The organism is Pseudophaeobacter sp. TrK17 (assembly GCF_042192375.1).
In the GTDB taxonomy this organism is placed as follows: Bacteria; Pseudomonadota; Alphaproteobacteria; order Rhodobacterales; family Rhodobacteraceae; genus Pseudophaeobacter.
The window spans coordinates 1,437,343-1,461,704 of sequence record NZ_CP071700.1; the positions used below are offsets into that span (position 1 = coordinate 1,437,343).

Consider the following 24,362-nt stretch of genomic DNA (forward strand, 5'->3'; position numbering starts at 1 on the left):
CCTCTGGGACGTAACGGCAGGTTTCAGTGACTTGACCCAAACCGCGCCACATGGCCTGTTGCACAAGAGCGGTGCCGGATAGGCGCAGGCGGCAAGGGGAAGGATACCAATGATACAGGCACAGTTGATACAGGCACAGTCGATTGATCACGTCCAACAGATGTTGACAGAACAGGGCTATGTCTGTGGCCGTCCGCTGGCGACAATTGTGTTCTTGTCACTGAAGCTGGGCCGCCCGCTGTTTCTGGAGGGCGAGGCCGGGGTCGGGAAGACCGAAATCGCCAAAGCCCTGGCGGCGGCTTTTGGGCGGCGGTTGATCCGGCTACAGTGCTACGAAGGGCTTGATGCCTCCTCCGCCGTGTATGAATGGAACTTTGCCGCCCAGATGGTGGCCATCCGTACCGCCGAGGCCGCAGGGGGCGCAGACCGCGCCACCCTGCAGACAGAACTGTTTTCCGATGAATTCCTGGTGGAACGGCCATTGCTGGAGGCCATGCGCCCGGATGAAAACGGCCCGCCGGTATTGCTGATTGATGAGCTGGACCGCACCGATGAACCCTTTGAGGCCTTTCTGTTGGAGGCGCTGTCGGATTTTCAGGTCACCATTCCTGAACTTGGCACCATCAAGGCGCCAGAGCCGCCCATCGTGGTGCTGACCTCCAACCGGACCCGCGAAGTGCACGACGCGCTAAAGCGCCGCTGCCTGTATCACTGGGTCGACTATCCGGATTTTGCCCGCGAGGTGGAGATCCTCAAGGCCCGCGCCCCCGAAGCCTCGGATCAGCTAAGCCGCGAGGTGGTGGCCTTTGTGCAGACCTTGCGTACAGAGGATCTGTTCAAGAAACCCGGCGTGGCTGAAACCATTGACTGGGCCAACTGCCTGCTGGCGCTGGATGTCATTGACCTCTCGCCCGAGGTGATCGCCGATACCCTGGGGGCGATCCTGAAATATCAGGACGATATCTCGCAACTGCAGGGCTCAGAAGCCAAGCGCCTTCTGGATCAGGCCCGTGCCAGCCTGGATGAGGCCTGAATGGCAGAGTTGCCAGAGCTAAGCCTGCCGGAAGACCCCAAACTGGCGCAGAACATCACCCATTTTGCCCGCGCCCTGCGTAAGGCGGGGCTGCCAATCGGGCCGGGCAGGGTGGTTGATGCGGTGGAGGCGGTTGCGGCGGCGGGATTTACCTCGCGGCAGGATTTCTATTGGACGCTGCATGCCTGTTTTGTTTCCAAGCCCGAGCACCGTGTGGTGTTTACCCAGGTCTTTCGGCTCTATTGGCGCGACCCCCGGTTTCTGGAACGGATGATGGCGGCGCTTTTGCCAGCCATCAAGGGCGTGCAGGAGGAACAGGCGGCCAAGCCCGGTGAAAAACGCGCCGCCGAGGCCCTTCTGGACGGGGCAAACCAGGAGGTCGACGCTCCCGAAAACGTTGAGGATGAGAGCACAGAGATCGAGATTGATGCCGCGTTGACCATATCTTCGGATGAACGGTTGCGGTCTTTGGATTTTGAACAGATGAGCACCGACGAGGTGGCCCGCGCCAAGAAGATCCTGGCGCAGATCTCGCTGCCGGTGCAGCCGATGTTGTCACGTCGTCTGATGGCGGCGAAACAGGGGGACCGGGCGGATTGGCGCCGCACTTTCCGCGAGGCGGGACGCCGGGGCGGTGATATCCAGTCCATTGCCCGCGCCAAGCGGCGTCATCGCTGGCCCAATCTGGTGGTGATCTGCGATATCTCTGGCTCGATGAGCCACTATAGCCGCATCGTGCTGCATTTCCTGCACGCGGTGGCCAATGCCAAAGGCGCCGGTTGGGCCCGGGTGCATGGCTTTACCTTCGGCACCCGGTTGACAAATATCACCCGCCACATGGCAACGCGCGACGTGGATGCCGCCTTGGCCGCTGCCGGGGCCGAAGCACAGGACTGGGAGGGCGGCACCCGGATTGGCGCCTGCCTGCATGAGTTCAACCGCGACTGGTCACGCCGGGTCATGGGGCAGGGGGCGGTTGTACTGCTGATTACCGATGGGCTTGACCGGGATGACCCAAAGGCACTGGCCCATGAGATGCAGCGGTTGCACCTGTCGGCGCGCCGCCTGATCTGGCTCAACCCCTTGCTGCGCTGGGATGGATTTGCCGCCAAGGCTCAGGGCATTCGCGCCATGCTGCCCCATGTGGACAGCTTTCGCGCAGGCCATTCCATCGCCTCCCTCGAAGACCTGGCTGCAGTTATCTCGCGCCCGGAGGATAGCGGTGAAAAGGCGCGCCTGTTATCCCAGATGGGGTCTCAGACCTAGCGACGACAGCTGGCCAGCGGTTGGCGGTGCAGCATAAACACCTTATCATCGGGCAGCCGTTCCAGAATGCGCGGCTTGCCATCGCAGCCGTAGAAGTAGAGATCCGACCCGCCAGTAATGAGAATGGATCCGGCGTTTTTGACGACCACATCAAACCTGCCGCCATCACATTCCAGCGCACAGGAGAGTTTCGAGCCGCGCGGCGTGCATGCCGCCGGCGTTTGCCAGGTGGAGGAGCCGCGCAGCCGGACGGCCAGCTGTAGCGCTAACTCAGTCCCCGGACGGCTGAAACTGTCTGCGGTGACATGCGATAGCTGAATGGCCTCGACCTTTTGCACCGGATGGCTGGCCAGATGGCTGGCGGAATAAAGCCGCTGGTAGCAGCTGTCGCTGCCTTTGGAAAAATGCTGTGAAATGGATTGGGCCGCTGCGGGCAGGGCTGCAAGCAGGATAACGCCAAACAGACCGGTTTTTGTAAACATAGTACCTACCTCAAAGCTGGGTGTGCTGATGGTAGGGGGTGTAGGCTAAAAGCCAAGGAGATATAAAATTCCACAAATTGAATGTGATTTGATTTTGATCAAGTCGCGGCTGCACGCCTCTAGATATATCTGATTTTAAGAATGTAATAGGAGGGCGAACAATGCCAATGAATTGGAAAGCGGGAGGGCTCTTTCTGGGGCTGGTGTTCTTCCTGGCGGTGCTATTGGTCAAACCGATTGGGGTCTCGACCCAGTTTGTGATCTTGGATGGGATCCTGGGCGATGTGGTCAATACTGAACTGGTGACCCAAACGGAGGAGGGCTACACCTCAACCAATGCCTATCTGGCAAAGTCCGGCGGCAAATATGCCAAATCAGTGGCCAATCCGCTGAACTACAGCTTTGTCTTTGTACTGGCGATGGCGCTGGGCGGTTTTACCTCCATGCGGCTGCGTGGCGGGCTGGGCGCGGTCGAGCGCTCTGTGCCGGCGCTCTGGCGGGCCAACTTTGGTGAGGGCCCGGCGCTGCGCTACGCGGCGGTGTTTCTGGGCGGGTTTATTGTGCTTTATGGGGCGCGCCTGGCAGGGGGCTGTACCTCTGGCCATATGATGTCGGGTATGATGCAGACGGCGCTGTCGGGCTATATTTTTGCGGCTGGTGCCTTTGCAGCTGCCGTCCCTGTATCCCTGATTTTGTTCAAAAAGGAGGCCTGAGCCATGACGTCTATTATCCTTGCACTGATGATTGGGGCTGCCTTTGGGGCGGTGCTTGACCGGGTCGGCGCCTCCAATCCAAGCTACATTGGCAAGATGCTGAACCTTACCAATCTGAACTTGGCAAAAACGATCATGCTGGCGATCGGCACCGGATCCGTGTTGATGTTTGGCGGTCAGATGCTGGGCCTGGTGGATGTTGGTCATATGTCGGTCAAATCGGCCTATATCGGGGTCTTTATCGGTGGGCTGATGCTGGGCGCCGGCTGGGCGCTGGCAGGCTATTGTCCTGGCACCGGCGTTGTTGCAGCGGCCTCGGGGCGCAAGGACGCTTTGTTCTTTATCGCGGGTGGCCTGTTTGGCGCTGCCGCCTATATGCTGACCTACCCCAGCTGGAAAGCCAGCGGGCTGCTGGACAGCGTGGCTGGCGGCAAAGTCACCCTGGGTGCGGTTCCAGGGGCCAAATACGAGGGCCTGACCGCGCTGCCAGGGGATTTGCTGGGCCTTTTGCTCGGGGCAGTCTTTATCATCCTCGCCTTTGCTCTGCCCGAGCGGATCATCGGCACGGGGCCCGTTACCCAGCCCGCAGAGTAAACGCGCAAGCCGCAAAGGCGCGGCAAAATATGACGCGCTTTATGCGAAACGGCTGAGCGCAGGCTGGTTCAGGCGGCATCTGTAGGCAACTGCAGGTGCCGCTATGTTTTTTGCACCTATGGGTTTTGCAGCTTGAAACCTCTCTGACGGATGCGCACACTCCGGGCAAAGACAGGCACGACCAGGCCTGAGCGGAGGACATATGACCAAAGACACCACCAGCCCCGCCGGCGCGGCGGAGATCGCATTGGACTGGCACCAGGCCGGGTGCGGCGCGGCGCTGGCCACAGTGGTGCAGACCTGGGGGTCAGCGCCGCGCCGGGTTGGGGCGCAGTTGGTGGTCAGCGGTGATGGTCGCCTAGAGGGCTCTGTTTCGGGCGGCTGCGTCGAGGGCGCCGTGGTGATGGAGGCGCAAGAGGCGCTGGCCGATGGAAAACACCGCGTGCTGGAATATGGCGTCAGCGATGGCGACGCCTTTGCCGTTGGGCTGGCCTGTGGTGGCACCATCCGCATTCTGGTCGAACCTGTGGGTGGATCGATGCCTGTGGACCTGCTGGCGGATCTGGTGGCAGCGCAGAAGGCGCGCGACCAGGTGGCCTATGAGGTGAACCTGACCACGGGTATTGGCGCGGTGCTGCGTGAGGCCTATCCCGAACGGATGCGATTGGACCGCTCCGGGGTGGAAGAGGACGGTGAGACCTTTGTTGCGGTGCACAATCCACCGCTGAAACTGATTGTGGTGGGGGCGGTGCATATTGCCCAGGCACTGGTGCCCATGGCGCAGCTGGCGGGCTATGATGCGGCGGTAATTGATCCACGTGCAGCCTTTGCTTCGCCCGACCGCTTTCCCGGTGTGACCCTGCTGGAGGATTGGCCGGATGAGGCCGTGGCGGCGTTGGGGCTGGATGCACGTACCGCGCTGGTGTTGCTCACCCATGATCCAAAACTGGACGATCCCGCACTGGAGGCGGGGCTGCGCCAGAAATGTTTCTACATTGGCGCCTTGGGCTCCAAGCGGACCCATGCAAAACGGGTTGAGCGGATGTTGGCGGCAGGCTTTGGCGCCCAGGACATCGATCGTATTCATGGCCCGGTGGGGCTGGATATCGGCGCTGCAGGTCCGGCAGAGATCGCCGTGGCAATCCTGGCGGAGATGACAGCGGTGCTGCGCGGAAAAACCGGATGAAGTTTGGCACCGTTCAGGTCGCCCAGGCCGAGGGCGCAATCCTGGCCCATTCGATGCAGGCCGCGCAGCCGCCCTATGGCACTGGTCTGTGCTATCGCATCCCCAAGGGTACTTTTCTTACGGCGCAACACCTGGCGGATCTGGCTGAAGAAGGTCATGGCGAGATCACCGTGGCGCGACTGCAAGAGGGCGATCTGCACGAAGATGTAGCCGCTTTGGCGCTGGCACAGGCCCTGGTGCCGGATGAGGAAGGGCAGGGCATTCGCATTTCCGGTGCTGGCGCGGGCCGGGTCAATCTTTATGCGCTGGGCGCTGGTCTGGTCCGGCTGGAGCGGGCAGCCCTTGAGGCGCTGAATGGTGTTGATCCGATGATCACCATCGCCACCGTGCCGGATTATCACCGGGTTGATGCGGATGGGATGATCGCCACCATCAAGATCATATCTTACGGGGTGGCGGCAGCGGCGCTGCAGCGCGCCGGGACTGGCGCGGCGGGGGCATTGCGCATTCTCCCACCAGTTTATAGTTCAGCCAGCCTGATCGAAACCCGCGTCAGCAGGGACATCCCGCCGGACAAGGGGCGGCGGGCGATGGCGGGCCGGTTGCAGCGTATGGGAGTGATGTTGAGCGAAAGGGTGATCGTGCGCCATGACGAAGCCGAACTGGCCTCGGCGCTGGCTACGGCTCCGGGCGAGGTACTGTTGATCCTTACGGGTTCGGCCACCTCGGATGTCATGGATGTCGCCCCGCAGGCGCTGCGCCGGGCCGGGGGCAGCGTGACCCGCTTTGGCATGCCGGTGGATCCGGGCAATCTGCTCTTCTTAGGGGAGTATCAGGGGCGGCCGGTGATTGGCTTGCCGGGGTGCGCGCGCTCGCCCGCGCTGAACGGCGCCGATTGGGTGCTGGAGCGGGTGCTGTGCGGCTGTGCCGTCTCTGGCGCGGATATTGCAGCGATGGGGGTTGGTGGCCTGCTCAAGGAAATTCCCACCCGTCCCATGCCGCGGCGCTCTGATTAAAAATGCGCCTGATGCTGCTGAAATGGGCGCTGGGCCGGGGGCGGCTTTGGTGACTGCGCGGCGGCGCCTGTGGCGGCGTTTCCTGCCGGGGGCGAGATTTTGCCAAGCAGTAAAATTGTTTGTGACGGAGCGTATAAAGGGGTTCGCGCTGGCGTGATCCCGTGCTTAACTTCCCCCAGCCAATAAAAGTAGCAAATGGGAGGAATACATGACCAAGGTCTCAATGACCGTGAACGGTAAACCCGCGCACGGTGACGCAGAGGGCCGCACGCTGCTGTCGTCGTTCCTGCGCGAAGAACTGGGGTTTACCGGAACACATGTGGGCTGTGATACCAGCCAATGCGGTGCCTGCGTCGTGCATGTAAATGGCGTTGCGGTGAAATCCTGCACCATGCTGGCCGTCGAAGCCGAGGGCGCGGAGGTTGCCACCATCGAAGGCCAGGCGGCGCCAGATGGCACGCTCAACACCATCCAGCAAGCGTTTCAGGACCACCACGGGTTGCAGTGCGGGTTCTGCACGCCGGGCATGGTGATGTCGACCGCAGCCCTGCTGAAAGAAAACCCAAAGCCCAGCGAGCAGGAGATCCGTGAGTATCTCGAAGGCAATATTTGCCGCTGCACTGGCTACCACAATATCGTCAAGGCGATCATGGCCGCATCCGGTCAGGACGTCTCCGCGATCGCCGCCGAATAAGGCGGCCCTGCTGGGCCCCATTGGGAGGTGTGGCCCCGGTAGATACCAAGACGCAATGATCAAACTGCATAACCAAGAGGTGCGCCACAGGCTGCACCCTCCAGGGAGGAGATTTGAATATGCCTAAAGATGGTGGCCCTATTGAAAGCGGCATCGGCGCCAGTCCAAAGCGGCGCGAGGACGTCAGGTTCCTGACGGGAACCGGAAATTACACCGATGATATCAATCTGCGTGGCCAGGCCTATGTGCATTTCCTGCGCTCGGATATGGCGCATGGCCGGATCAATTCGATTGATACAACCGCAGCCTCGGCCATGCCTGGCGTGGTGCGGGTGTTCACTGGCGCTGATTTTGAAGGCGTCGGGAGCATTCCCTGCGGCTGGCAAATCACCGATAAACATGGCGAAGTGATGCAGGAGCCGGCCCACCCGGTCCTGGCTCAGGGCAAGGTGCGCTATGTGGGTGATGCCATTGCAGCCGTGGTTGCCGATACTGCTGAACAGGCGCGCGACGCTGCCGAGGCGATCGAGCTGGACATGGAAGAGCTGCCAGCGGTTATCGACATGAAAGAGGCGGTCAAAGACGGCGCCACCAAGGTGCATGACGATCTGACCTCGAACCTCTGCTACGACTGGGGGTTTGTGGAAGAAAACAAGCCCGCGGTTGAAGAGGCCTTTGCCAATGCCGCCCATGTGACGACGCTGGAGCTGGTCAACAACCGGCTGATTGCCAATCCCATGGAGCCACGGGTGGCAGTGGGCGATTTTAATCGCGCCACTGGCGACAGCACGCTCTATACCACCTCACAAAACCCCCATGTGATCCGGCTGTTGATGGGCGCATTTGTTCTGGGCATCCCAGAGCACAAATTGCGCGTCATTGCACCTGATGTGGGCGGCGGTTTTGGCACCAAGATCTTCCACTACGCCGAGGAGGCCTTTTGTACCTTTGCCGCCAAGGCCTTGAACCGGGCGGTGAAATGGACCTCTTCGCGGTCAGAAGCCTTTATTTCGGATGCCCATGGCCGGGATCACGTCAGCACCATTCAGCTGGCCTTGGACGCGGATAACAACTTTACCGCGCTGCGCACCGATACCTATGCCAATATGGGCGCCTATCTGTCGACCTTTGCGCCCTCGGTGCCGACCTGGCTGCATGGCACCCTGATGGCCGGCAACTACAAGACGCCGCTGATCTATGTGAACGTCAAGGCGGTGTTCACCAATACCGTGCCGGTGGATGCCTATCGCGGTGCAGGCCGTCCCGAAGCCACTTACCAGCTAGAGCGGGTGATTGATAAGGCGGCACTTGAGTTGGGCGTCGATCCTGTCGCGCTGCGTCGTCAGAACTTTATCACCGAGTTCCCCTATGCCACTCCGGTGGCGGTGGAATATGACACCGGTGACTACAACGCCACCATGGATAAGCTGGAAGAGATTGCCGATTTTGCGGGCTTTGCCGCGCGTCGGAGCGCCAGTGAGGCCAAGGGTAAAGTGCGTGGTCTGGGTGTGAACTGCTACATCGAGGCCTGCGGTATCGCGCCAAGCAACCTGGTTGGCCAGCTTGGCGCCCGGGCGGGCCTGTATGAAAGCGCCACAGTGCGGGTCAATGCCACTGGTGGACTGGTGGTAATGACGGGCTCTCACAGCCACGGGCAGGGGCATGAGACCTCGTTCCCGCAGGTGATCGCGGAAATGATCGGCATCGACGAGAGCATGGTGGAAATCGTGCACGGTGATACTGCGAATACGCCGATGGGCATGGGCACCTATGGCTCCCGCTCGCTGGCGGTTGGCGGCTCTGCCATGGTGCGCGCCACCGAGAAGATCATCGCCAAGGCCAAGAAGATCGCGGCGCATATTCTTGAGGCTTCGGACGCGGATATTGAGCTGAAGGACGGCCAGTTCTCGGTTGCGGGCACGGATAAGTCCCTCGCCTGGGGCGATGTGACTCTGGCGGCCTATGTGCCGCACAACTACCCGTTGGAAGATATCGAACCCGGCCTGGAGGAAACTGCGTTTTATGATCCGGCCAACTTTACCTACCCGTCGGGCGCCTATGCCTGCGAGGTTGAGCTGGATCCGGAGACCGGCAAGGTCAGCATTGAACGCTTTGCTGCGGCCGATGACTTCGGCAATGTGGTGAATCCGATGATCGTAGAAGGCCAGGTGCATGGCGGTATTGGCCAGGGTATCGGCCAGGCGTTGCTGGAGGCGGCCGTCTATAACGAGGATGGGCAGCTGTTGTCAGCCTCTTACATGGACTATGCCATGCCACGGGCGGATGATCTGCCGTTTTATCAGGTGGACCATTCCTGCCAGACACCCTGTACCCATAACCCCCTGGGGGTAAAAGGCTGCGGTGAGGCAGGGGCGATTGGCTCGCCACCGGCTGTGGTCAATGCGGTGGTCGATGCGCTGCGTTCGATGGGTAAGGATATCACCCATGTGGATATGCCGTTGAGCCCGGCGCGGGTCTGGTCGGCAATGAATGAATAGCAAAGCTTCGGGATAAGGTGATGGGCGAGGGGCGCTGCCCCTCGTGCTCCCCGAGGTATTTTTGGAAAGATGAAAGGGCCGGGAGACCCGGTTCTGGGAAGGAAAAGCGGAATGTATAATTTCGATGTCGAAAGACCCACCAGTATCGCTGATGCGGTAGCTGCTCTGGGCAGCGATGATGAGGCCCAGGCGCTGGGCGGTGGGCAAACTTTGATCCCGACGCTGAAGCAGCGTTTGGCCAGCCCCTCCAAACTGGTCTCGTTGAGCGGTATCGCCGAGATGCAGGGCGTCAGCGTAGAGAGTGGCACTGTCAGCATTGGCGGCGCAACGCCGCATGGGGTGGTGGCCGCCGAGGCAGCTGCGGCCTATCCGGCGCTGGCCGCTTTGGCGGGGCAGATCGGTGATCCTGCGGTGCGCAATCGCGGCACCATTGGCGGCTCGCTTGCCAATAATGATCCGGCGGCCTGTTATCCGGCTGCCGCCCTGGCCAGTGGCGCCACCATTGTGACCAATGCGCGTGAAATCGCGGCGGATGACTATTTTGACGGGCTGTTTACCACGGTACTGGAGGAGGGTGAGATCGTAACCCAGGTGCGCATGCCTGTGCCGGAGGTGGCCAACTATCAGAAGTTTGTCCAGCCGGCCTCGCGCTTTGCCTTGGTTGGTGTCTTTGTTGCCAAATTTGCTGAGGGTGTGCGGGTTGCGGTCACAGGCGCCTCGGAAGAGGGGGTGTTTCGCTGGTCGGAAGCCGAGGCCGCATTGAACGGCAATTTCAGTGCCGCTGCACTGGAGGGCCTGTCGGTGGAGGCCGATGGCATGATGGCGGATATCCATGGCTCCAAAGCCTATCGGGCGCATCTTATTGCTGTGCTGACCAAGCGGGCCGTTGCCGCCGCCAGTTAAAGTCTTGAATGATTTAAAAGTGAGGAGGCCAGGCGGAGGGGAATCCGCCTGGCCTTTTTCTGTAGAGCAAAACAGGGGAGCACCCGGGGGGCAAGCAAAGGAGGGGGCTATCGCGCCTGTTTGCGCAGGCGTTGGAATATGAGGTTCCCGATCAGCGCAACTGTGCCAACCAAAAGGGCCTGATTGTATTCGGGTGGGTGCTCTGGCTGGCCCAGGGCTGGCCAAAGCAGCATGCGCCCGGCAAGATGACCGCTGGCCGCCATCACAAACCCCTGCAAAGCGGCCCCCATGAACAGGGCTTGTACCCTTTCGCGGGGGATATTGCTGCGACCGGTCAGCAGGCCGCGAAGAATGGAAAGATTGTACCACTGCCGCTTGAGGGTTGCGCGGGAGATCAGCGCAAGGGCGAGGCAGGCGCCTGCTGTCGCCGACAGGACGAGCGGGAAAGGCAGGCTGGCGATGGACACACCGCTCATCAGCAGGCCGGTGGCAAGGCCTGAGAGAATGTGAAGGATTGGACTTTTTAGAAGATCAATTCGCATATTCGCAGCCTGTAAACGTGCAAAGGCGGGGCGAAACCTCGCCCTGCGTCCCATGAGACCAACTGGGCTGGTGGGGAGCTAGACAAAGAAATGCCCCCGGAGCGCAAGGCATCCGGGGGCATGACGATCTACCAGGGCTGGCCTATTTCTGTGGCAGCGGCCCGATCATCATGACCATCTGGCGGCCTTCCATTTTGGGCATGTTTTCAACCTTGCCCAGTTCCTTTACGTCTTCGGCGACGCGTTCCAGCAGCTGGCGGCCCAGATTCTGGTGTGCCATTTCGCGGCCCCGGAAGCGCAGGGTGATTTTCACCTTGTCGCCGGTTTCCAGGAATTTGTACACGTTGCGCATTTTGACTTCATAGTCATTGGTGTCAGTATTTGGCCGGAATTTGACCTCTTTGACCTCAATGATTTTCTGCTTTTTACGCGCTTCGCTTTCCCGTTTCTGCTGCTCGTATTTGAACTTACCAAAGTCCATGATCTTGCAGACAGGAGGGGTCGCGTTGGGCGAAATTTCAACCAGATCAAGACCGGCCTCATTTGCCATGTCCATAGCCTTGGCAGGGTGCACAACCCCGACATTTTCGCCATCAGCGCCAATCAGGCGAATTTCAGAGGCGCGAATTTTTTCGTTCGTGCGCGGGCCAGTATCACGTTGTGGCGGCGCATTATGAGGTCTGCGGGCTATGGCTTTGATCCTTTGATTATTGCCGAATTTCGAGCCCGGAACTTAAACGGAACGGTGGAATGTTTCAAGCGGCAACAGTGACCCTTAGATCGGAATTCCCAGGAGTTTGTCACTTTTTAGCTGCTTTTAGCTGCGAGATCCGCGATTTTGGCCGGGGATCGCGGATTTCCCACGCTCATGGTCAAGCACAAGTGGCGCAAGCGGCGGCAATCTGCAAATGAAACCTGCACAAATCGGGACTGAGTCTGCCGGCGGGGTTGGGCTGATGGGACAGAGAGCTGGTTATTCCCCCTTGTGAAAAGTGACCAGAGAGCGCACCTGCCTGACATCAAGCCTGCAAAAATGCAGTGCAACAAAAGGAGACAGGTCATGAAGCCGATTTTTGTCATTTTGGGATTGGGCGTTGTTGCGGCAGGGGGCTATTTCTATGTCCAAAGCCAAAAACCTGCGGCCCCCCTGGCTGTAGAAGAACAGGCACCCGCCGCAGTCGAACCGGTTGCTGAGGAGGTGACTGAGGAAACCGTTGCAGAACAAGCGGAAGAGGTCGTCGAAGAGGCGGGCTCTGCTGTTGAAGAGGCGGTGGAAACGGCAACCGAGGCAGCGGAATCCGTTGTTGAGCAGGTGACTGAAACTGCCACAGAGGCAGCAACTGAGGCTGGCAACGTTGCCGCTGAAGCGGTTGGCGAGGCGGTTGAAGCTGGCGAGGCAGCATCCGAGGCGGCCAGTGCCGCTGTTGAGGCCGCCACTGAGGCCGTCACCGAAGGAGCCAGCTCTGCTGTTGAGGCGGCCACAGAGACCGCAACTGACGCAGCTGATGCAGCTACAGAGGCTGCAACTGACGCGGCCAGCGCTGTTACAGAGACCGCTACTGAAACCACAGAGGCCGCGACACAGGCTGTGACGGAAACTGCCACAGAAGCCGCGACCGAGACCGCTGCCGAAACCAGCTCTGCCATGGAAGGGATGAGCAAGTACCTCAGCCAGGATGGGTTTGACTTTGACAAGGTGATCGAGATGATCAACGGCTCAGAGCTGGACGCGCTGAAGAAAACCGCGCTGAGCAGTGCGCTGACCAAGGCCAAGGACAATCCTGAACAGCTGTCGGCTGTGTTGGATCAGGTGAAGGCGGCGCTGGGGCTGTAAAGCCTCAACTCGCACTGAGAACGGACCGGACTGAATAGAGGTCGGGCTGAATACAGAACGGGCAGCGTCCTTGCTAGGTCGCTGCCCGTTTTCTATTGTACATTGGCGGCAGCCTCTGGGGCGGCAGCCGGGCTTTTGGGGAGCTGTGCCTTTGGAGGGATCAGTCCAAAAAGGCCTTTTCCACCACATATTGCGCAGGCTTGGAGTTGGCGCCTTCTTCCAGACCGGCCTCCTCTAGCATGGCTTTCAGCTCGAGATTGAAGGCCATGTTGCCACAGATCATCGCACGGTCATTGTCCGGGCAGAGCGGCGTCACATCGAGATCCTTATAGGCCTCGCCAGAGTTGATCAGATCGGTGATCCGGCCCATCTTGGGGCTCTCTTCGCGGGTGGTGGTGGGGTAGTATTTGATCTTCTTCCAGAAGCCCTCCCCAATCACCTCATTGAGCAGCTCGTCGTCCTTCAGGCTTTCGATCAGCTCGCGGCCATAGGTCAGCTCACCGGCGGTGCGGCAGGTGTGGGTGATGATGACCTCTTCGTAGTCCTCATAGGTCTGGGGTTCGCGCAGCAGCGAGGCAAAGGGCGCAAAGCCGGTGCCGGTGGCAAAGAACCAAATGCGTTTGCCGGGGATCAGCGCGTCATGCACCAGGGTGCCCACCGGTTTGGGGCGCAGGATGATTTCGTCACCGACCTTGATGTGCTGCAGGCGCGAGGTCAGCGGGCCGTTTTCGACCTTGATGGAATAGAACTCCATTTCCTCATCCCAAGAGGGTGACGCGATGGAATAGGCGCGCAGCAGCGGCTTTACCTTGCCGGTTTTGGGATCGGGGTCGTTCATCAATCCGATCATCACAAATTCACCCGACCGAAAGCGCAGGCTGGCCGGGCGGGTACAGCGGAAGGAAAACAGTTTGTCCGTCCAATGCGTCACCTCAGTTACGGTCTGGGCGTCGGGCAGGGCGGGGGTGGCCTTTACAGGCGTATCGGTCACAGCATCGGTCACAGGCAAAATCTCGTTCATCGGTTGCACTACCGGTCTGTTAAACCGGCACCTCTGATTAATCTTTGATGTAGGTCAGGGGAAGCCCCAGAAACTGTAACGCCGCAGCGTCGTGGACGCAGGGGAGACACAGTCTGGGGCTGATCTGACAGGGAGAGGCGGCTGGCTTAGCGGGCGGAGGAGCCACCGCGCAGGCGGGCCTGATAGTTATGGGCGCTCCATTGCGCCCGGGCAAGCCATTGTTCCTGCGGCTGACGGGCAGCGATATCATCGCTGATTTCTACCTCGTCAAAGCCGGTGCGGCGCGCCATGGCATATTGGTCAGCCAGCACATGGCCCTTGGCGCGCAAACGGCCCGTATAGCCCATCAGGCGCAGTTGCCGCGCCAGGGTGAAGCCCCGGCCATCGGCAAAGCTGGGGAAATCAATGCGGATGATTTCTGCGCCTTCGATACAAGCCGAGAGTGCCGCAGGATCCGCATCAGAGGTCAGGTCCAAGGCATTTGCGCCCTCAAAACCTGCGGTCCAGGTTTCCGGGCCAAACCCCGCGTCGGTTACGATTACAGTCATATCACTCATGCTCCTGTGCGGATGAACTGGCCGTTCACAACGTGAATGCCACATTCTTCCTTGCTTTGGTCACGCCAGCGTCCGGCGCGGGGATCTTCGCCTGCGGCAACCGGAGAGGTGCAGGGGGCACAGCCGATTGACGGATACCCCTTGGCCACCAGCGGATGACGCGGCAGGCGGTTTTCTGTCATATAGGCCCGCACGTCTTCCGGTGCCCAATGGGCCAGCGGGTTGATCTTGATACGCCCGGTTGCGCCTGCAGCGGTTTCTTCGACTTCAAAGAAATCCAGCGCGGCCCGGCTGCCCGCCTGAAAGCGCTTGCGCCCGGTGATCCAGCCGTCAAAACCGTCTAAGGCGGCCTGTAGCGGCGCGGTTTTACGCAGGGCGCAGCAGGCATCGGTATCCGAGAACCGCAGCGCGCCATAGGGGTCTTTTGCGGCGATATCTGCCGCCTTGACGATCTGCACATTGCGCAGCCCCAGACGTTCGCTCACCTCCTGCTGGTAGACCAGCGTTTCGGTGAACAACAGCTCGGTGTCGACAAACAGCACCGGCACCATCGGGTCGATGACGGCAGCCATATGCAACAGCACCACCGATTCAGCGCCAAAGCTGGAGACCAGCGCGATATTGCCGGCATCCTGCAGGGCGCCCTGCATCACCGCCGTGGCGGAGTGGTGGCGGAAGCGGGCGTTGAGACCCGCAACCTTATCGTTGAGCGGCGCGGCAGAGGCCGCAAGCCCATCCGCATCCGCGTTATACGTGTCGAGGTTCACCATGGGGCTAGGCCACCTTTTTCTGAGCCTCGGGATAGAGCGCGGATTTGAAGGGCTCCATGCCAAGACGGCGATAGGTCTCAAGGAAGGTCTCGTCTTCCCCGCTGCGGATCGCAAGATAGGTTTCAACCAGCCGTTCAACGGCGGGGACGATCTCATCATAGGCAAAGCCAGGGCCTGTCCGTTTGCCGATCGCGGCTGTTTCCGTGGCATCGCCCCCCAGGGTGATCTGGTAGTTCTCCACCCCGGCGCGATCCAGACCAAGAATGCCGATATGGGCCACGTGGTGGTGACCACAGGCGTTGATGCAGCCCGAGATCTTGATCTGCAGATGGCCGATGTCATGCTCCAGCTTCAGATCATCAAAGCGGCTGGCGATTTCCTGCGCCACCGGGATCGAGCGCGCGGTTGCCAGGGCGCAGTAATCCATGCCGGGGCAGGCGATGATGTCCGAGATCAGGCCAATATTGGCGGTGGCCAGAGCGTGCTGTTTCAGACGCGCATGCAGCGCGGGCAGGTCGGATTTATGCACATGGGGAATGATCACGTTCTGCTGGTGGCTTATGCGCAGCTCATCATAGCCAAATTCCTGCGCCAGATCCGCCATAACCCGCATCTGTTCAGCGCTGGCATCCCCTGGGGTTTGGCCATGGGCCTTGATCGAGATGGTGACGATGGCATGGTTGGGGTCGCGGTGTGCGGCCAGGTTGGTATCGGCCCAGGCGCGAAATACCGGATCCGATGCATAGGCGGCGTCATAGGTGCTGATGTCGCCAGAGCGGAACGCAGGGGCCGCAAAATGGGTCTTGATCTCGTTCAGCAGCGCCTGATCGGTGCCGTCAAACTCGCCGCGACGCTCTGCAAAGCGGGCCTCGACCAGCTCACGGACTTTTTCGATGCCGTTTTCCTGCACGGTGATCTTGATGCGGGCCTTGTATTTGTTATCGCGGCGTCCCAGCACGTTATAGACGCTGAGAACGGATTCCAGATAGGGCAGCAGATCCGGCTGCGGCAGGAAGTCACGAATGACTTTGCCCACCATGGGGGTGCGGCCCAGGCCACCGCCGACGATGACCTCAAAGCCGATCTCACCGTCGCGCTCGACCATACGCAGACCCACGTCATGGGCTTTGGTCACGGCCCGGTCATTTGGGCTGCCGGTGATGGCGATTTTGAACTTGCGGCCCAGGAACTGAAACTCGGGGTGGTCGGTGGACCACTGGCGGATCAGTTCTGCATAGGGACGCGGGTCTGTCAGCTCATCCGCGGCGGCGCCGGCAAAGTGGTCTGCGGTGGTGTTGCGGATGGTATTGCCAGAGGTCTGGATTGCGTGCAGGCCGACTTCGCCGAGGGCATCCAGCATATCGGGGATGTCGTTCAGCTTGGGCCAGTTGTACTGGATGTTCTGGCGGGTGGTGAAGTGGCCATAGCCCTTGTCCCACTTCTCGGCCAGCAGCGCCAGGGCGCGCATCTGGTCAGAGTTCAGCGTGCCATAGGGGATCGCAACCCGCAGCATATAGGCGTGCAGCTGCAGATAGACGCCATTCATCAGGCGCAGGGGTTTGAATTCATCCTCGGTGAGCGAGCCATCAATGCGGCGGGCAACCTGGGCGCGGAACTGGGCGTTGCGTTCGGCCAGAAAGGCCTCGTCAAAGGCGTTGTACTTATACATGGGCTGCGGCCTCCTGTTTGCCGTGGCTGTAGTTGGATGGGCCTTTGCGGCGGAAATCTTCGCGGAAATGCACCGGTTCCGGGCCGTTGGGGCCGGCCTTGGCATCGGCCAGATAGGCGCCGACGATGCGGATATTTTGCTTTTCAGCCTCCAGCAGGCGCAGCTGCGCTTCGGCTTCATCGACGATCAATTCCGCCTGGGCGAGATCGCGGGTCCAGCTGTTGTCGGCCTGGAAGTAGATCACATCGCCTTCCAGAAGATCATTGGCGGTGATGACTTTGGGGGTGAAGGGACGGGCCATTATGCAAGCTCCATGTTTAGGTCTGAAAGGGCGGCCAGGCTTTGGCGCGGCGCAAGCCCAAGAAAGGTAAGAGCGGGACCATCAAAATCCGCTGCGGCGAGATCTGTTGGCAGGCGTTCCAGGGTGGTCTCCAACACCCGCTGATTGGCGCGCGAGGCGTTTTCGATCACCGTGACCGGCGTGGCGCGATTGGCGCCATGCATGATCATGCGGCCCTGCACAAAACGGGCGGATTTCTTGCCCATGTAGATGGCTGCGACCTCGCCGGGGCGGGCCAGAGCGGCCCAGTCCTGATCGGCAAAGCCACGGGTGTCATGGCCAGTGAGAAAGCGCACCGAGGAGTTGCGCCCCCGCTGGGTCAGGCTCTGGCCGATACTGGCAACGGCGGCAGAGGCTGCGGTGATACCGGGCATGATCTGATAGGCGACCCCGGCCTCTTCGCAGGCGGTGAGCTCCTCGTCCAGGCGGCCAAAGATGGTGGGATCACCGGATTTCAGGCGTAGAACCTTGTGGCCGGCCTGGGCATGGGCAACCATACGGGCGCAGATATCTTCCTGGCTCATCGAGGGACCAAAGCCCTCTTTGCCGACGTCTTCCAGCTGCGCCTGCGCCCCTGCAAGCGCCAGGATCTCGGCGCTGACCAGCCGGTCGAACAAGATCACATCCGCCTCTTGCAGCGCGCGTGCCACCTTGAGGGTCAGCAGCTCAGGATCGCCGGGACCAGAGCCGGCAAAGGCCACTTGGCCGCGGTTCAGGCAACACATGCCGCTGCGGCTGTGCGCGGGGGAATTGGCGGTATGTGTCATTGGACCGGTCATGTCTGGCCTCTTTGCTGTTGTTTGGCTGTTGTTTGACTTACGAGTGTATATAGGAAATATTCCCGCTATTGCGCTATATGTCAGAGTGAATAAGGTGGTTTGTTCCAACTGACGGTGGTCGCAGGCAGGTTTGTCCTAAAGTGGAGGGAAATTGAGAATGACAGCACGGATCGATGTGACAGACCGGAAAATTCTGGCGGAGCTGCAGCGCGATGCGGGGCAATCGCTGGATGAAATCGCCCGTCAGGTGGGCAGTTCCAAGACCCCTGTGTGGAATCGGATCCGCAAATTGCGCGAGGCCGGGGTGATTGGTCAGCAGACCATGGTACTGGATGCAGAGGCGCTGGGGTTTGAGGCCTGTTTTTTTGTATTGATCCGCACCTCAGAGCATGAGGCGGATTGGCAGGCCAAGTTTCTGAAGGCTTTGCGCGACCGCCCGGAAGTGCAGGAGGCGCATCGGCTGGCGGGGGATATCGACTATATTCTCAAGGTGCGGGTGCAAAACGCGCGGGCCTATGATGTGTTTTACCAGGCGCTGATTTCAGAGGTGAAGGTGCATAATGTAACGGCGCTTTTGTCGATGGAAGAGATCAAGTCCACCACTATGCTGCCACTGGAGAGCTAACCCCTGCCAAAAGGGGCGCTACCGCGCGCCTATTTCTGCCTGTGGCGCCGCGACGCAGAACGCCGGGCCTGGTGGCTTGGCTGGGCTTTTGCCCCCCCTCCTGCTTGAGCCGAGAACCGAGAGCCGGAGCTAGAGCGTTACCTGAAGTTCAGACAGTCCGTGAAAATGGTAGCTGTTGCTGTAGCGAGGGTCAGCGGCGAGTTTCAGATCGGGGCAGCGCTGGAACAGGATGGGCAGTGCAATCTGCATTTCCAGCCGCGCCAGAGGGGCGCCGACGCAGAAGTGCAGCCCGCCGCCAAAGGACATATTGGTGCGTGCCGGGCGGCTGGGGTCAAAGAGCTCGGCGTCGTCTTCGGCAGCGGGATCCCGGTTGGCCGAGGCCAGCAGCAGCGCCACCTGATCGCCGCGTTGAAAGGTGTGGCCCATGACCTCTGCCTCTTCATAGGCGTAGCGGGTGAACAGATGCAAAGGTGGGTCAAAGCGCAGGATCTCTTCGACCAGGTTTTCGATGCCTGCAGGCGCCAGCCAAGCCGGATCCCAGCCCTGCTGCAACAGGGTTTTGACACCATTTCCAAGGGCATGCACCGTGGCTTCGTGGCCCGCATTGAGCAACAGGACACAGGTGGCGATCAGCTCGTCGGTGGTGAGTTTGTCGCCTTGCTCCTCTGCGGCAATCAGCCGGGTAATCAGGTCATCTGCGGGCTCTGAGCGGCGTTTGTGCACATACTCGGCCAGAAACGCGGTGAAGTCCTGCGCGGCGCTAGCGGCGGCCTGTTCGGTCTCTGGGGTTCTGGCGGCCTGATACATGGCCACCATATCGTGGGACCAGCGCAGCAGCTGTGGTGCCATCTCGGTGGGCACGCCAAGCAGGCGGCAGATGGTGATTATCGGCACCTGGGTGCAATAGGCCGAGAGCAGATCAAAGGGCGTATCGGGGAAGGCATCAATCAGGCTGTGGCAAAGCGCGGCAATGCCGGCTTGCTGCGCCTTGATCTCGCGGGAGGTAAAGGCGCGCATCACCAGTTTGCGCAGCCGGGTATGGCGGGGTGGTTCCACCTCCAGCATGGAATGGGCCTCAAGCGCCAGGAAGGGCGCAAGGTGCTGCGGCGCGGCAGTGGCCAGTTCCGGCGGCATCTCACGGCCAAAACGGCGATCACGCAGCAGCATGTGAACAGCGGCGCGGCGAAAGGCGGCTATCATGCCGTAGTCTTGCCAATAATTTAATCCAGCCTGGGCACGGGCCCTGTGATAAAAGGGGTACGGGTCTTGCACAAAGGCGGGATCGGTCGGGGATTGGCTGACTGTTTTCATTGCCCGACTTTGCCTTCATGGGTGGTCTTTGCAAGCTCAGTCTTGCTAGACTGGGAAAAAACTTCGGGTCAAAAGAGAGCAAAAACTGATGCAAAGATGGCCGTTGCTGCTGGGGGTTGCCCTTGCAGTATCTTGTATAGTCGGAGCGACCTGGATTTATGGGTACCGCCAGGCGCTTGAGTCCCTGGCGGAGCGCAGCGTTGCGGACCTTGCATTGGCCTCGGATCGGGTCAGCACCCAGTTGCAGATCTATCAAGAGCTTGCGGTTCTGACCGCAGATCACCCGGTTTTGGAACAGCTGGAGAGCGAAGCAGAACGGCAGGCTGCGCAGTGGGTGTTGCGCAGCATTGCCGACAAAACCTCTGCTTTGGATGTGTTTTATGCGGATACCAGTGGCGCAGTGCTGGTCGCGGCGGCGGGTGTCACCGGGGGCGATATTGCCGATGCGGACTATTTCCGGCGCGCCATGCAGGGCGCGCTGGGGGTTGGGTCGGATGTCTTGGCTGAAAACGGCCGTCGCGCCTATTTTTATGCCGCCCCCAACTTTGCGCCAGGAGCCGGGGTGTCCGGGGTGCTGGTGGTGGTGGCGGATGTCGAAGACGTGGAGCAGACCTGGCAGGGCTCTTTGCCTGCGGTGTTTTTTACCAATGACCATGGCGAGGTTTTTATCTCAAACCGGCCAGAGCTGCTGTTCTGGCATCAGGGGCAAGAGGCGGGCGCCAATGCAGGGGCTGCGGAGGAAAAACTGGACTATGAGGTCTATACCCAGGGTGAGTACGAGATCTGGACGCTCTCTGGCAGCGCCTATCTGCCCCGTCGCGCCCTGCATTTGACGGTAGATCTGCCGGTCATCGGTCTGACGGGACAGATCCTGGTGGATGTGGCCCCGGCCCGCAGATTGGCTCTGCTTCAGGCTGCGGCGCTGGCGGCACTCTGCCTTGCCTTTGGCAGTTTTCTGTTTCTGACCATGGAGCGGCGCCGAACCCTGGCCGAGGCCAACGCGGTGTTGGAAAGCCGCGTTGAAACCCGTACCCGTGCACTGCAATCCACCAACAGCCAGCTGCGGCGCGAAGTCAGTGAACGCCAGGATGCAGAGGCTGCCTTGAAGAAGGCGCAAGAAGAGCTGGTCCAGGCGGGAAAGCTTTCGGCCTTGGGGCAGATGTCTGCGGGGATCAGCCATGAGCTGAACCAGCCACTGATGGCGATCCAGCAATTTGCCGAAAATGGCGATGCTTTCTTGCAACGGGGCCAGATCGACCGGGTGGGGGAAAATCTGACGCGTATTGCAGGCATGTCGGCGCGCATGGCGCGGATCATCAAAAACCTGCGGGCCTTTTCGCGCAATGAGAACGAGCCGATGGCGCGGGTGGATCTGGTGCAGGTCATCAATACCGCGGTGGAGCTGACAGCCTCACGCCTGGAAACCGACGCGGTGACGCTCCGCTGGAGCCCGCCAGTGGGGGAAGACCCGATCTATGCCTGGGGCGGTGAAGTGCGACTGACACAGGTTTTTGTCAATCTTATCAATAATGCGGCTGATGCAATGTTGGGCCAGGACAGCCGCGCCATCACCATAACCCTGGAGGCTGGAGACCGGCTCGCGGTGGTGGTGTCTGATATTGGCCCAGGCATTAAAGAACCGGAAAAGATGTTTGATCCGTTTTACTCGACCAAGGTGGTGAGCAGCTCTGAGGGCATGGGGCTGGGGCTGTCGATATCCTATGGGTTGTTGCAGAGCTTTGGCGGCAATATCCACGGCAGGAATGGTACGCGCGGTGCCGTATTCACTGTCGAGCTGGACCGCTGGAATGAGGATGCCGCGATATGACCCGGAAGGTTTTGGTCGTCGATGACGATGCCGCCCTGCGTGAGGCCTTGGCGCAGACGCTGGAGCTGAATGATCTGGAAGCCATTACTGCGGGGTCCTTTGTGGTGGCAAAGGATTTGATCACTGCCGAGTTTGACGGGGTAATCCTGTCCGATATTCGGATGCCGGGTCGGGATGGGTTTCACCTGCTGGACTACGTGAGCGGCATTGACGACGACCTGCCGGTGATCCTGTTGACCGGTGAGGGGGATATTCCCATGGCGGTCAAGGCGATGTCACGGGGGGCCTTTGGCTTTCTGGAAAAGCCCTGTGTCACTGCGGATCTGCTGACGACGCTGCAGCGGGCTTTGAAAACCCGCCACTTGGTGCTGGAGAACCGCGATTTTAAACAACAGCTGGAGGAGGGCGATCCGGCGGCGCGCATGTTGTTTGGCACCTCCCAGCAATCCGATGAGCTGCGGGCGCGGGTGCGCGCTGTGGCTCCAACCTCGGCCGAGGTTTTGGTGGCGGGGCCGGCCGGCAGCGGCATTTCCAAGGTGGCAGAGGTGATCCACCTGATGTCACCGCGCGCCCAGGCGCCCTTTGTCAAATCGCCCTCAGCGGGGCTGAGCACCGCTGACCTGCGGGAGCTGTGTCAGCAGGCCGCTGGTGGATCGCTGTTTCTGGATGAGATTTCTGCCCTCTCCGAAGCGCTGCAATATGCGGTGCTGGACTGGGTCGAACAGGGGGGCGAGACACGGCTGATTGCAGGCAGCACCGCCGATCTGGCGGGGCTGGTTGCAGCAGGCAGTTTTGGCGCCGACCTGTATTACCGGCTCGAAGGCATGCGGGTGCGTATTCCGTCACTGGCCGAGCGCCCTGGCGATATCCCGGTGTTGTTCCGGCTGTATGTGGCTCAGGCCGCGGAACAGGCCGGGATTGAGGCGCCGCAGATCAGCCAAGAACATCTGGCGGGTTTGATGGCGCAGGATTGGCCGGGCAATGCGCGCTCGCTGATGTCGGCAGCCATGCGGTTTGTTCTGGGGATGCCGGATGAGATCAGCGGTGCCACCGAACTGGGCCTGGCAGAGCAAATGGCCCAGGTGGAGCGCTCACTTTTGATCGCGGCTTTGGGACGTCAGAATGGCAGGGCCGCCGCAGCGGCTGAGGCGCTGAAACTGCCGCGTAAAACCTTCTATGACAAACTGGCCCGCTATGGCATCCGCCCAGAGGATTATCGCCGCGCCTGATCTCGCCTCGCTCCCCCGACCCAACGGCCCTGGCAATCAACCACCCCGGCAGTCCTCAGCTTGGCGATTCCTGCAGGTCACGGGCAGTGGCTCAGGTGAGATCAGGCGTTGTCGCTTTGTGCGGTTTTCCGCACAAGGCTGGCAATCCCTGTGCGAGATTTCGCACAACCCTGTCGTGCCCGCGTGGGGCTGCTGCTGCGCGTTTCAAGTAACCGTCTGTGAAATATATAAAAGATTTCAATTTAAGATGACTTGAAAACAAATCTTGAGCTGCGCCGCGCAACTGGCAATCCTTGGCCGAGGCTTCTGCCATGGCAGGAGATAGGATGAAATCTGGGAGGATTGATATGAAGTTTGTAACCGCTGCTGCCACCGCGATGGCCCTGACAGTTACCGCTGGCGCTGCTAGCGCTGCCTGCGATGACGGCGAAATCGTTGTCAAATTCAGCCATGTAACCAACACAGACAAGCACCCCAAAGGGATCGCGGCCTCTTTGCTGGAACAGCGCATCAACGACGAAATGAATGGCACCATGTGCCTGGAGGTCTACCCGAACTCGACCCTCTATAACGACAACAAGGTGCTGGAAGCCATGTTGCAGGGCGACGTGCAGCTGGCGGCTCCGTCGCTGTCCAAGTTCGAGAAGTTCACCAAGGAATTCCGTCTTTTCGATCTGCCCTTCATGTTCAAGAACATTGATGCGGTTGACGCGTTCCAGGCTTCGCCCGATGGGCAGGCGCTGCTGGACAGCATGCAGCGCCGTGGCCTGCAGGGGCTGGCCTATTGGCACAATGGCATGAAGCAGATGTCGGCGAACCGGCCTCTGGTCGCGCCGACCGATGCCAATGGTCTGAAGTTCCGTGTTCAGTCCTCTGACGTGCTGGTGGCGCAGATGGAAGCCATCGGTGGCTCGCCCCAGAAGATGGCCTTTTCCGAAGTTTACGGTGCCCTGCAGCAGGGTGTTGTCGACGGTCAGGAAAACACCTGGTCCAACATCTACGGCAAGAAGTTCTTTGAAGTGCAGGACGGTGTCACCGAGACCAACCACGGCATCATCGACTATCTGGTTGTGACCAATGTGGACTGGCTGGAAAGCCTGGACGCCCCAGTGCGGGAGCAATTCCTGCAGATCCTTGGGGAAGTGACCCAAACCCGCAACGCTGAGTCCACTCAGGTCAACAACGATGCCAAAGCGGCCATCATCGCAGCCGGCGGCGAAGTCCGCAGCCTGGATGCAGCACAGCGTCAGGCCTGGGTTGAAACCATGATGCCCGTCTGGGAGCAGTTCTCTGGTGACGTTGGTCAGGACAAGATCGACGCAGCACAGGCGATCAACGCCAATTACTGATTGATTGGTTGTAACACGCGGACCCGCCCAATTGGCGGGCCGCATCCGAGGGGATGATCCTGTGTGATCAAGGCCCCCGGACTTTCAGGCGGCGTGGGGATCCGCCGCCTGATCTTTTTCTTT

The 24,362-nt window shown here is 60.3% G+C and carries 24 protein-coding genes; 14 read left to right on the forward strand and 10 right to left on the reverse strand.

All coding sequences use genetic code 11. The features are described from left to right. Nucleotides 1-109: 109 nt before the first annotated feature. On the forward strand, nucleotides 110-1,033 hold the full coding sequence (locus JZI28_RS06670) for an AAA family ATPase (RefSeq protein ID WP_375699638.1): 924 nt from the start codon (nucleotides 110-112) through the stop codon (nucleotides 1,031-1,033). Continuing rightward, nucleotides 1,034-2,299, forward strand: coding sequence for a VWA domain-containing protein (locus tag JZI28_RS06675; protein WP_375699639.1), 1,266 nt, complete (start codon nucleotides 1,034-1,036; stop codon nucleotides 2,297-2,299). Here JZI28_RS06675 and JZI28_RS06680 read toward each other — a convergent pair. Continuing rightward, nucleotides 2,296-2,781, reverse strand: coding sequence for a hypothetical protein (locus JZI28_RS06680; RefSeq protein WP_375699640.1), 486 nt, complete (start codon nucleotides 2,779-2,781; stop codon nucleotides 2,296-2,298). The genes JZI28_RS06675 and JZI28_RS06680 overlap by 4 nt on opposite strands. Nucleotides 2,782-2,942: 161 nt before the next feature. Between JZI28_RS06680 and JZI28_RS06685 the strand changes: the two genes are divergently transcribed. The 7 genes from JZI28_RS06685 to JZI28_RS06715 all read left to right on the forward strand — a co-directional run bounded on the left by JZI28_RS06685 (nucleotide 2,943) and on the right by JZI28_RS06715 (nucleotide 10,385). Beyond that, complete coding sequence (locus JZI28_RS06685; RefSeq protein WP_375699641.1) at nucleotides 2,943-3,494, forward strand: YeeE/YedE thiosulfate transporter family protein; 552 nt, start codon at nucleotides 2,943-2,945, stop codon at nucleotides 3,492-3,494. A 3-nt stretch (nucleotides 3,495-3,497) separates the two neighbouring features. Next, complete coding sequence (locus JZI28_RS06690; RefSeq protein ID WP_375699642.1) at nucleotides 3,498-4,088, forward strand: DUF6691 family protein; 591 nt, start codon at nucleotides 3,498-3,500, stop codon at nucleotides 4,086-4,088. Between the two features lie 202 nt (nucleotides 4,089-4,290). Then, nucleotides 4,291-5,274 carry an XdhC family protein gene (locus tag JZI28_RS06695; RefSeq protein WP_375699643.1) on the forward strand — a complete coding sequence of 328 codons (984 nt, stop codon included), beginning with the start codon at nucleotides 4,291-4,293 and terminating at the stop codon, nucleotides 5,272-5,274. Further along, nucleotides 5,271-6,290, forward strand: a complete 1,020-nt coding sequence (locus JZI28_RS06700; protein WP_375699644.1) for a molybdopterin-binding protein — start codon at nucleotides 5,271-5,273, stop codon at nucleotides 6,288-6,290. The genes JZI28_RS06695 and JZI28_RS06700 overlap by 4 nt, the downstream gene beginning before the upstream one ends. A 208-nt stretch (nucleotides 6,291-6,498) precedes the next feature. Beyond that, nucleotides 6,499-6,984 carry a (2Fe-2S)-binding protein gene (locus tag JZI28_RS06705; RefSeq protein ID WP_348151894.1) on the forward strand — a complete coding sequence of 162 codons (486 nt, stop codon included), beginning with the start codon at nucleotides 6,499-6,501 and terminating at the stop codon, nucleotides 6,982-6,984. 119 nt (nucleotides 6,985-7,103) lie between these two features. Continuing rightward, nucleotides 7,104-9,482 (forward strand): xanthine dehydrogenase family protein molybdopterin-binding subunit, encoded by a 2,379-nt coding sequence (locus JZI28_RS06710; RefSeq protein ID WP_375699645.1) that lies wholly within the window; start codon nucleotides 7,104-7,106, stop codon nucleotides 9,480-9,482. Between the two features lie 111 nt (nucleotides 9,483-9,593). Continuing rightward, a complete protein-coding gene (locus JZI28_RS06715) occupies nucleotides 9,594-10,385 on the forward strand; it encodes an FAD binding domain-containing protein (RefSeq protein WP_348151899.1) in 792 nt (263 codons plus the stop codon). Nucleotides 10,386-10,492: 107 nt separating this feature from the next. Here the strand turns inward: JZI28_RS06715 and JZI28_RS06720 are convergent, their stop codons facing one another. Together JZI28_RS06720 and infC are read right to left on the reverse strand one after the other, a co-directional pair. Beyond that, the gene (locus JZI28_RS06720) at nucleotides 10,493-10,927 is read right to left on the reverse strand and encodes a hypothetical protein (RefSeq protein WP_375699646.1); all 435 of its coding nucleotides are present in this window, start codon (nucleotides 10,925-10,927) and stop codon (nucleotides 10,493-10,495) included. A gap of 142 nt (nucleotides 10,928-11,069) precedes the next feature. Beyond that, a complete protein-coding gene (gene infC, locus JZI28_RS06725) occupies nucleotides 11,070-11,618 on the reverse strand; it encodes a translation initiation factor IF-3 (RefSeq protein WP_297341861.1) in 549 nt (182 codons plus the stop codon). 369 nt (nucleotides 11,619-11,987) lie between these two features. On the opposite strand from infC, the gene JZI28_RS06730 reads away from it, so the two are divergent. Then, complete coding sequence (locus JZI28_RS06730) at nucleotides 11,988-12,761, forward strand: mitofilin family membrane protein (protein ID WP_375699647.1); 774 nt, start codon at nucleotides 11,988-11,990, stop codon at nucleotides 12,759-12,761. Nucleotides 12,762-12,921: 160 nt separating this feature from the next. On the opposite strand, the gene JZI28_RS06735 is transcribed toward JZI28_RS06730, so the two are convergent. From JZI28_RS06735 to cobA, 6 genes are all read right to left on the reverse strand, one after another. Continuing rightward, entirely contained in the window at nucleotides 12,922-13,782 is an 861-nt protein-coding gene (locus JZI28_RS06735; protein ID WP_348151908.1) for a ferredoxin--NADP reductase, read from the reverse strand. Nucleotides 13,783-13,928: 146 nt separating this feature from the next. Beyond that, nucleotides 13,929-14,330, reverse strand: coding sequence for a DUF934 domain-containing protein (locus JZI28_RS06740; protein WP_353398782.1), 402 nt, complete (start codon nucleotides 14,328-14,330; stop codon nucleotides 13,929-13,931). Nucleotides 14,331-14,335: 5 nt separating this feature from the next. Further along, on the reverse strand, nucleotides 14,336-15,109 hold the full coding sequence (locus tag JZI28_RS06745) for a phosphoadenylyl-sulfate reductase (protein WP_375699648.1): 774 nt from the start codon (nucleotides 15,107-15,109) through the stop codon (nucleotides 14,336-14,338). A gap of 4 nt (nucleotides 15,110-15,113) precedes the next feature. Continuing rightward, a complete protein-coding gene (locus JZI28_RS06750; RefSeq protein WP_375699649.1) occupies nucleotides 15,114-16,778 on the reverse strand; it encodes a nitrite/sulfite reductase in 1,665 nt (554 codons plus the stop codon). After that, nucleotides 16,771-17,079: a DUF2849 domain-containing protein gene (locus tag JZI28_RS06755; RefSeq protein ID WP_295453170.1), complete on the reverse strand. Its 309-nt coding sequence runs from the start codon at nucleotides 17,077-17,079 to the stop codon at nucleotides 16,771-16,773. The genes JZI28_RS06750 and JZI28_RS06755 overlap by 8 nt, the downstream gene beginning before the upstream one ends. Then, nucleotides 17,079-17,897, reverse strand: a complete 819-nt coding sequence (gene cobA / locus JZI28_RS06760; RefSeq protein ID WP_375699650.1) for a uroporphyrinogen-III C-methyltransferase — start codon at nucleotides 17,895-17,897, stop codon at nucleotides 17,079-17,081. The genes JZI28_RS06755 and cobA overlap by 1 nt, the downstream gene beginning before the upstream one ends. A 157-nt stretch (nucleotides 17,898-18,054) precedes the next feature. Between cobA and JZI28_RS06765 the strand changes: the two genes are divergently transcribed. Then, nucleotides 18,055-18,522 (forward strand): Lrp/AsnC family transcriptional regulator, encoded by a 468-nt coding sequence (locus tag JZI28_RS06765; protein WP_295453164.1) that lies wholly within the window; start codon nucleotides 18,055-18,057, stop codon nucleotides 18,520-18,522. A 129-nt stretch (nucleotides 18,523-18,651) separates the two neighbouring features. Here JZI28_RS06765 and JZI28_RS06770 read toward each other — a convergent pair whose 3' ends face one another. Then, entirely contained in the window at nucleotides 18,652-19,833 is a 1,182-nt protein-coding gene (locus JZI28_RS06770) for a cytochrome P450 (protein ID WP_375699651.1), read from the reverse strand. Between the two features lie 88 nt (nucleotides 19,834-19,921). Here JZI28_RS06770 and JZI28_RS06775 point away from each other — a divergent pair, with 88 nt between their 5' ends. The 3 genes from JZI28_RS06775 to JZI28_RS06785 all read left to right on the forward strand — a co-directional run bounded on the left by JZI28_RS06775 (nucleotide 19,922) and on the right by JZI28_RS06785 (nucleotide 24,239). Continuing rightward, nucleotides 19,922-21,661, forward strand: coding sequence for an ATP-binding protein (locus tag JZI28_RS06775; protein WP_348292738.1), 1,740 nt, complete (start codon nucleotides 19,922-19,924; stop codon nucleotides 21,659-21,661). Further along, nucleotides 21,658-22,890: a sigma-54 dependent transcriptional regulator gene (locus tag JZI28_RS06780; RefSeq protein ID WP_295453156.1), complete on the forward strand. Its 1,233-nt coding sequence runs from the start codon at nucleotides 21,658-21,660 to the stop codon at nucleotides 22,888-22,890. Before JZI28_RS06775 ends, JZI28_RS06780 begins: the two co-directional genes overlap by 4 nt. A 347-nt stretch (nucleotides 22,891-23,237) precedes the next feature. After that, nucleotides 23,238-24,239 (forward strand): DctP family TRAP transporter solute-binding subunit, encoded by a 1,002-nt coding sequence (locus JZI28_RS06785; RefSeq protein WP_295453154.1) that lies wholly within the window; start codon nucleotides 23,238-23,240, stop codon nucleotides 24,237-24,239. Nucleotides 24,240-24,362: the final 123 nt, after the last annotated feature.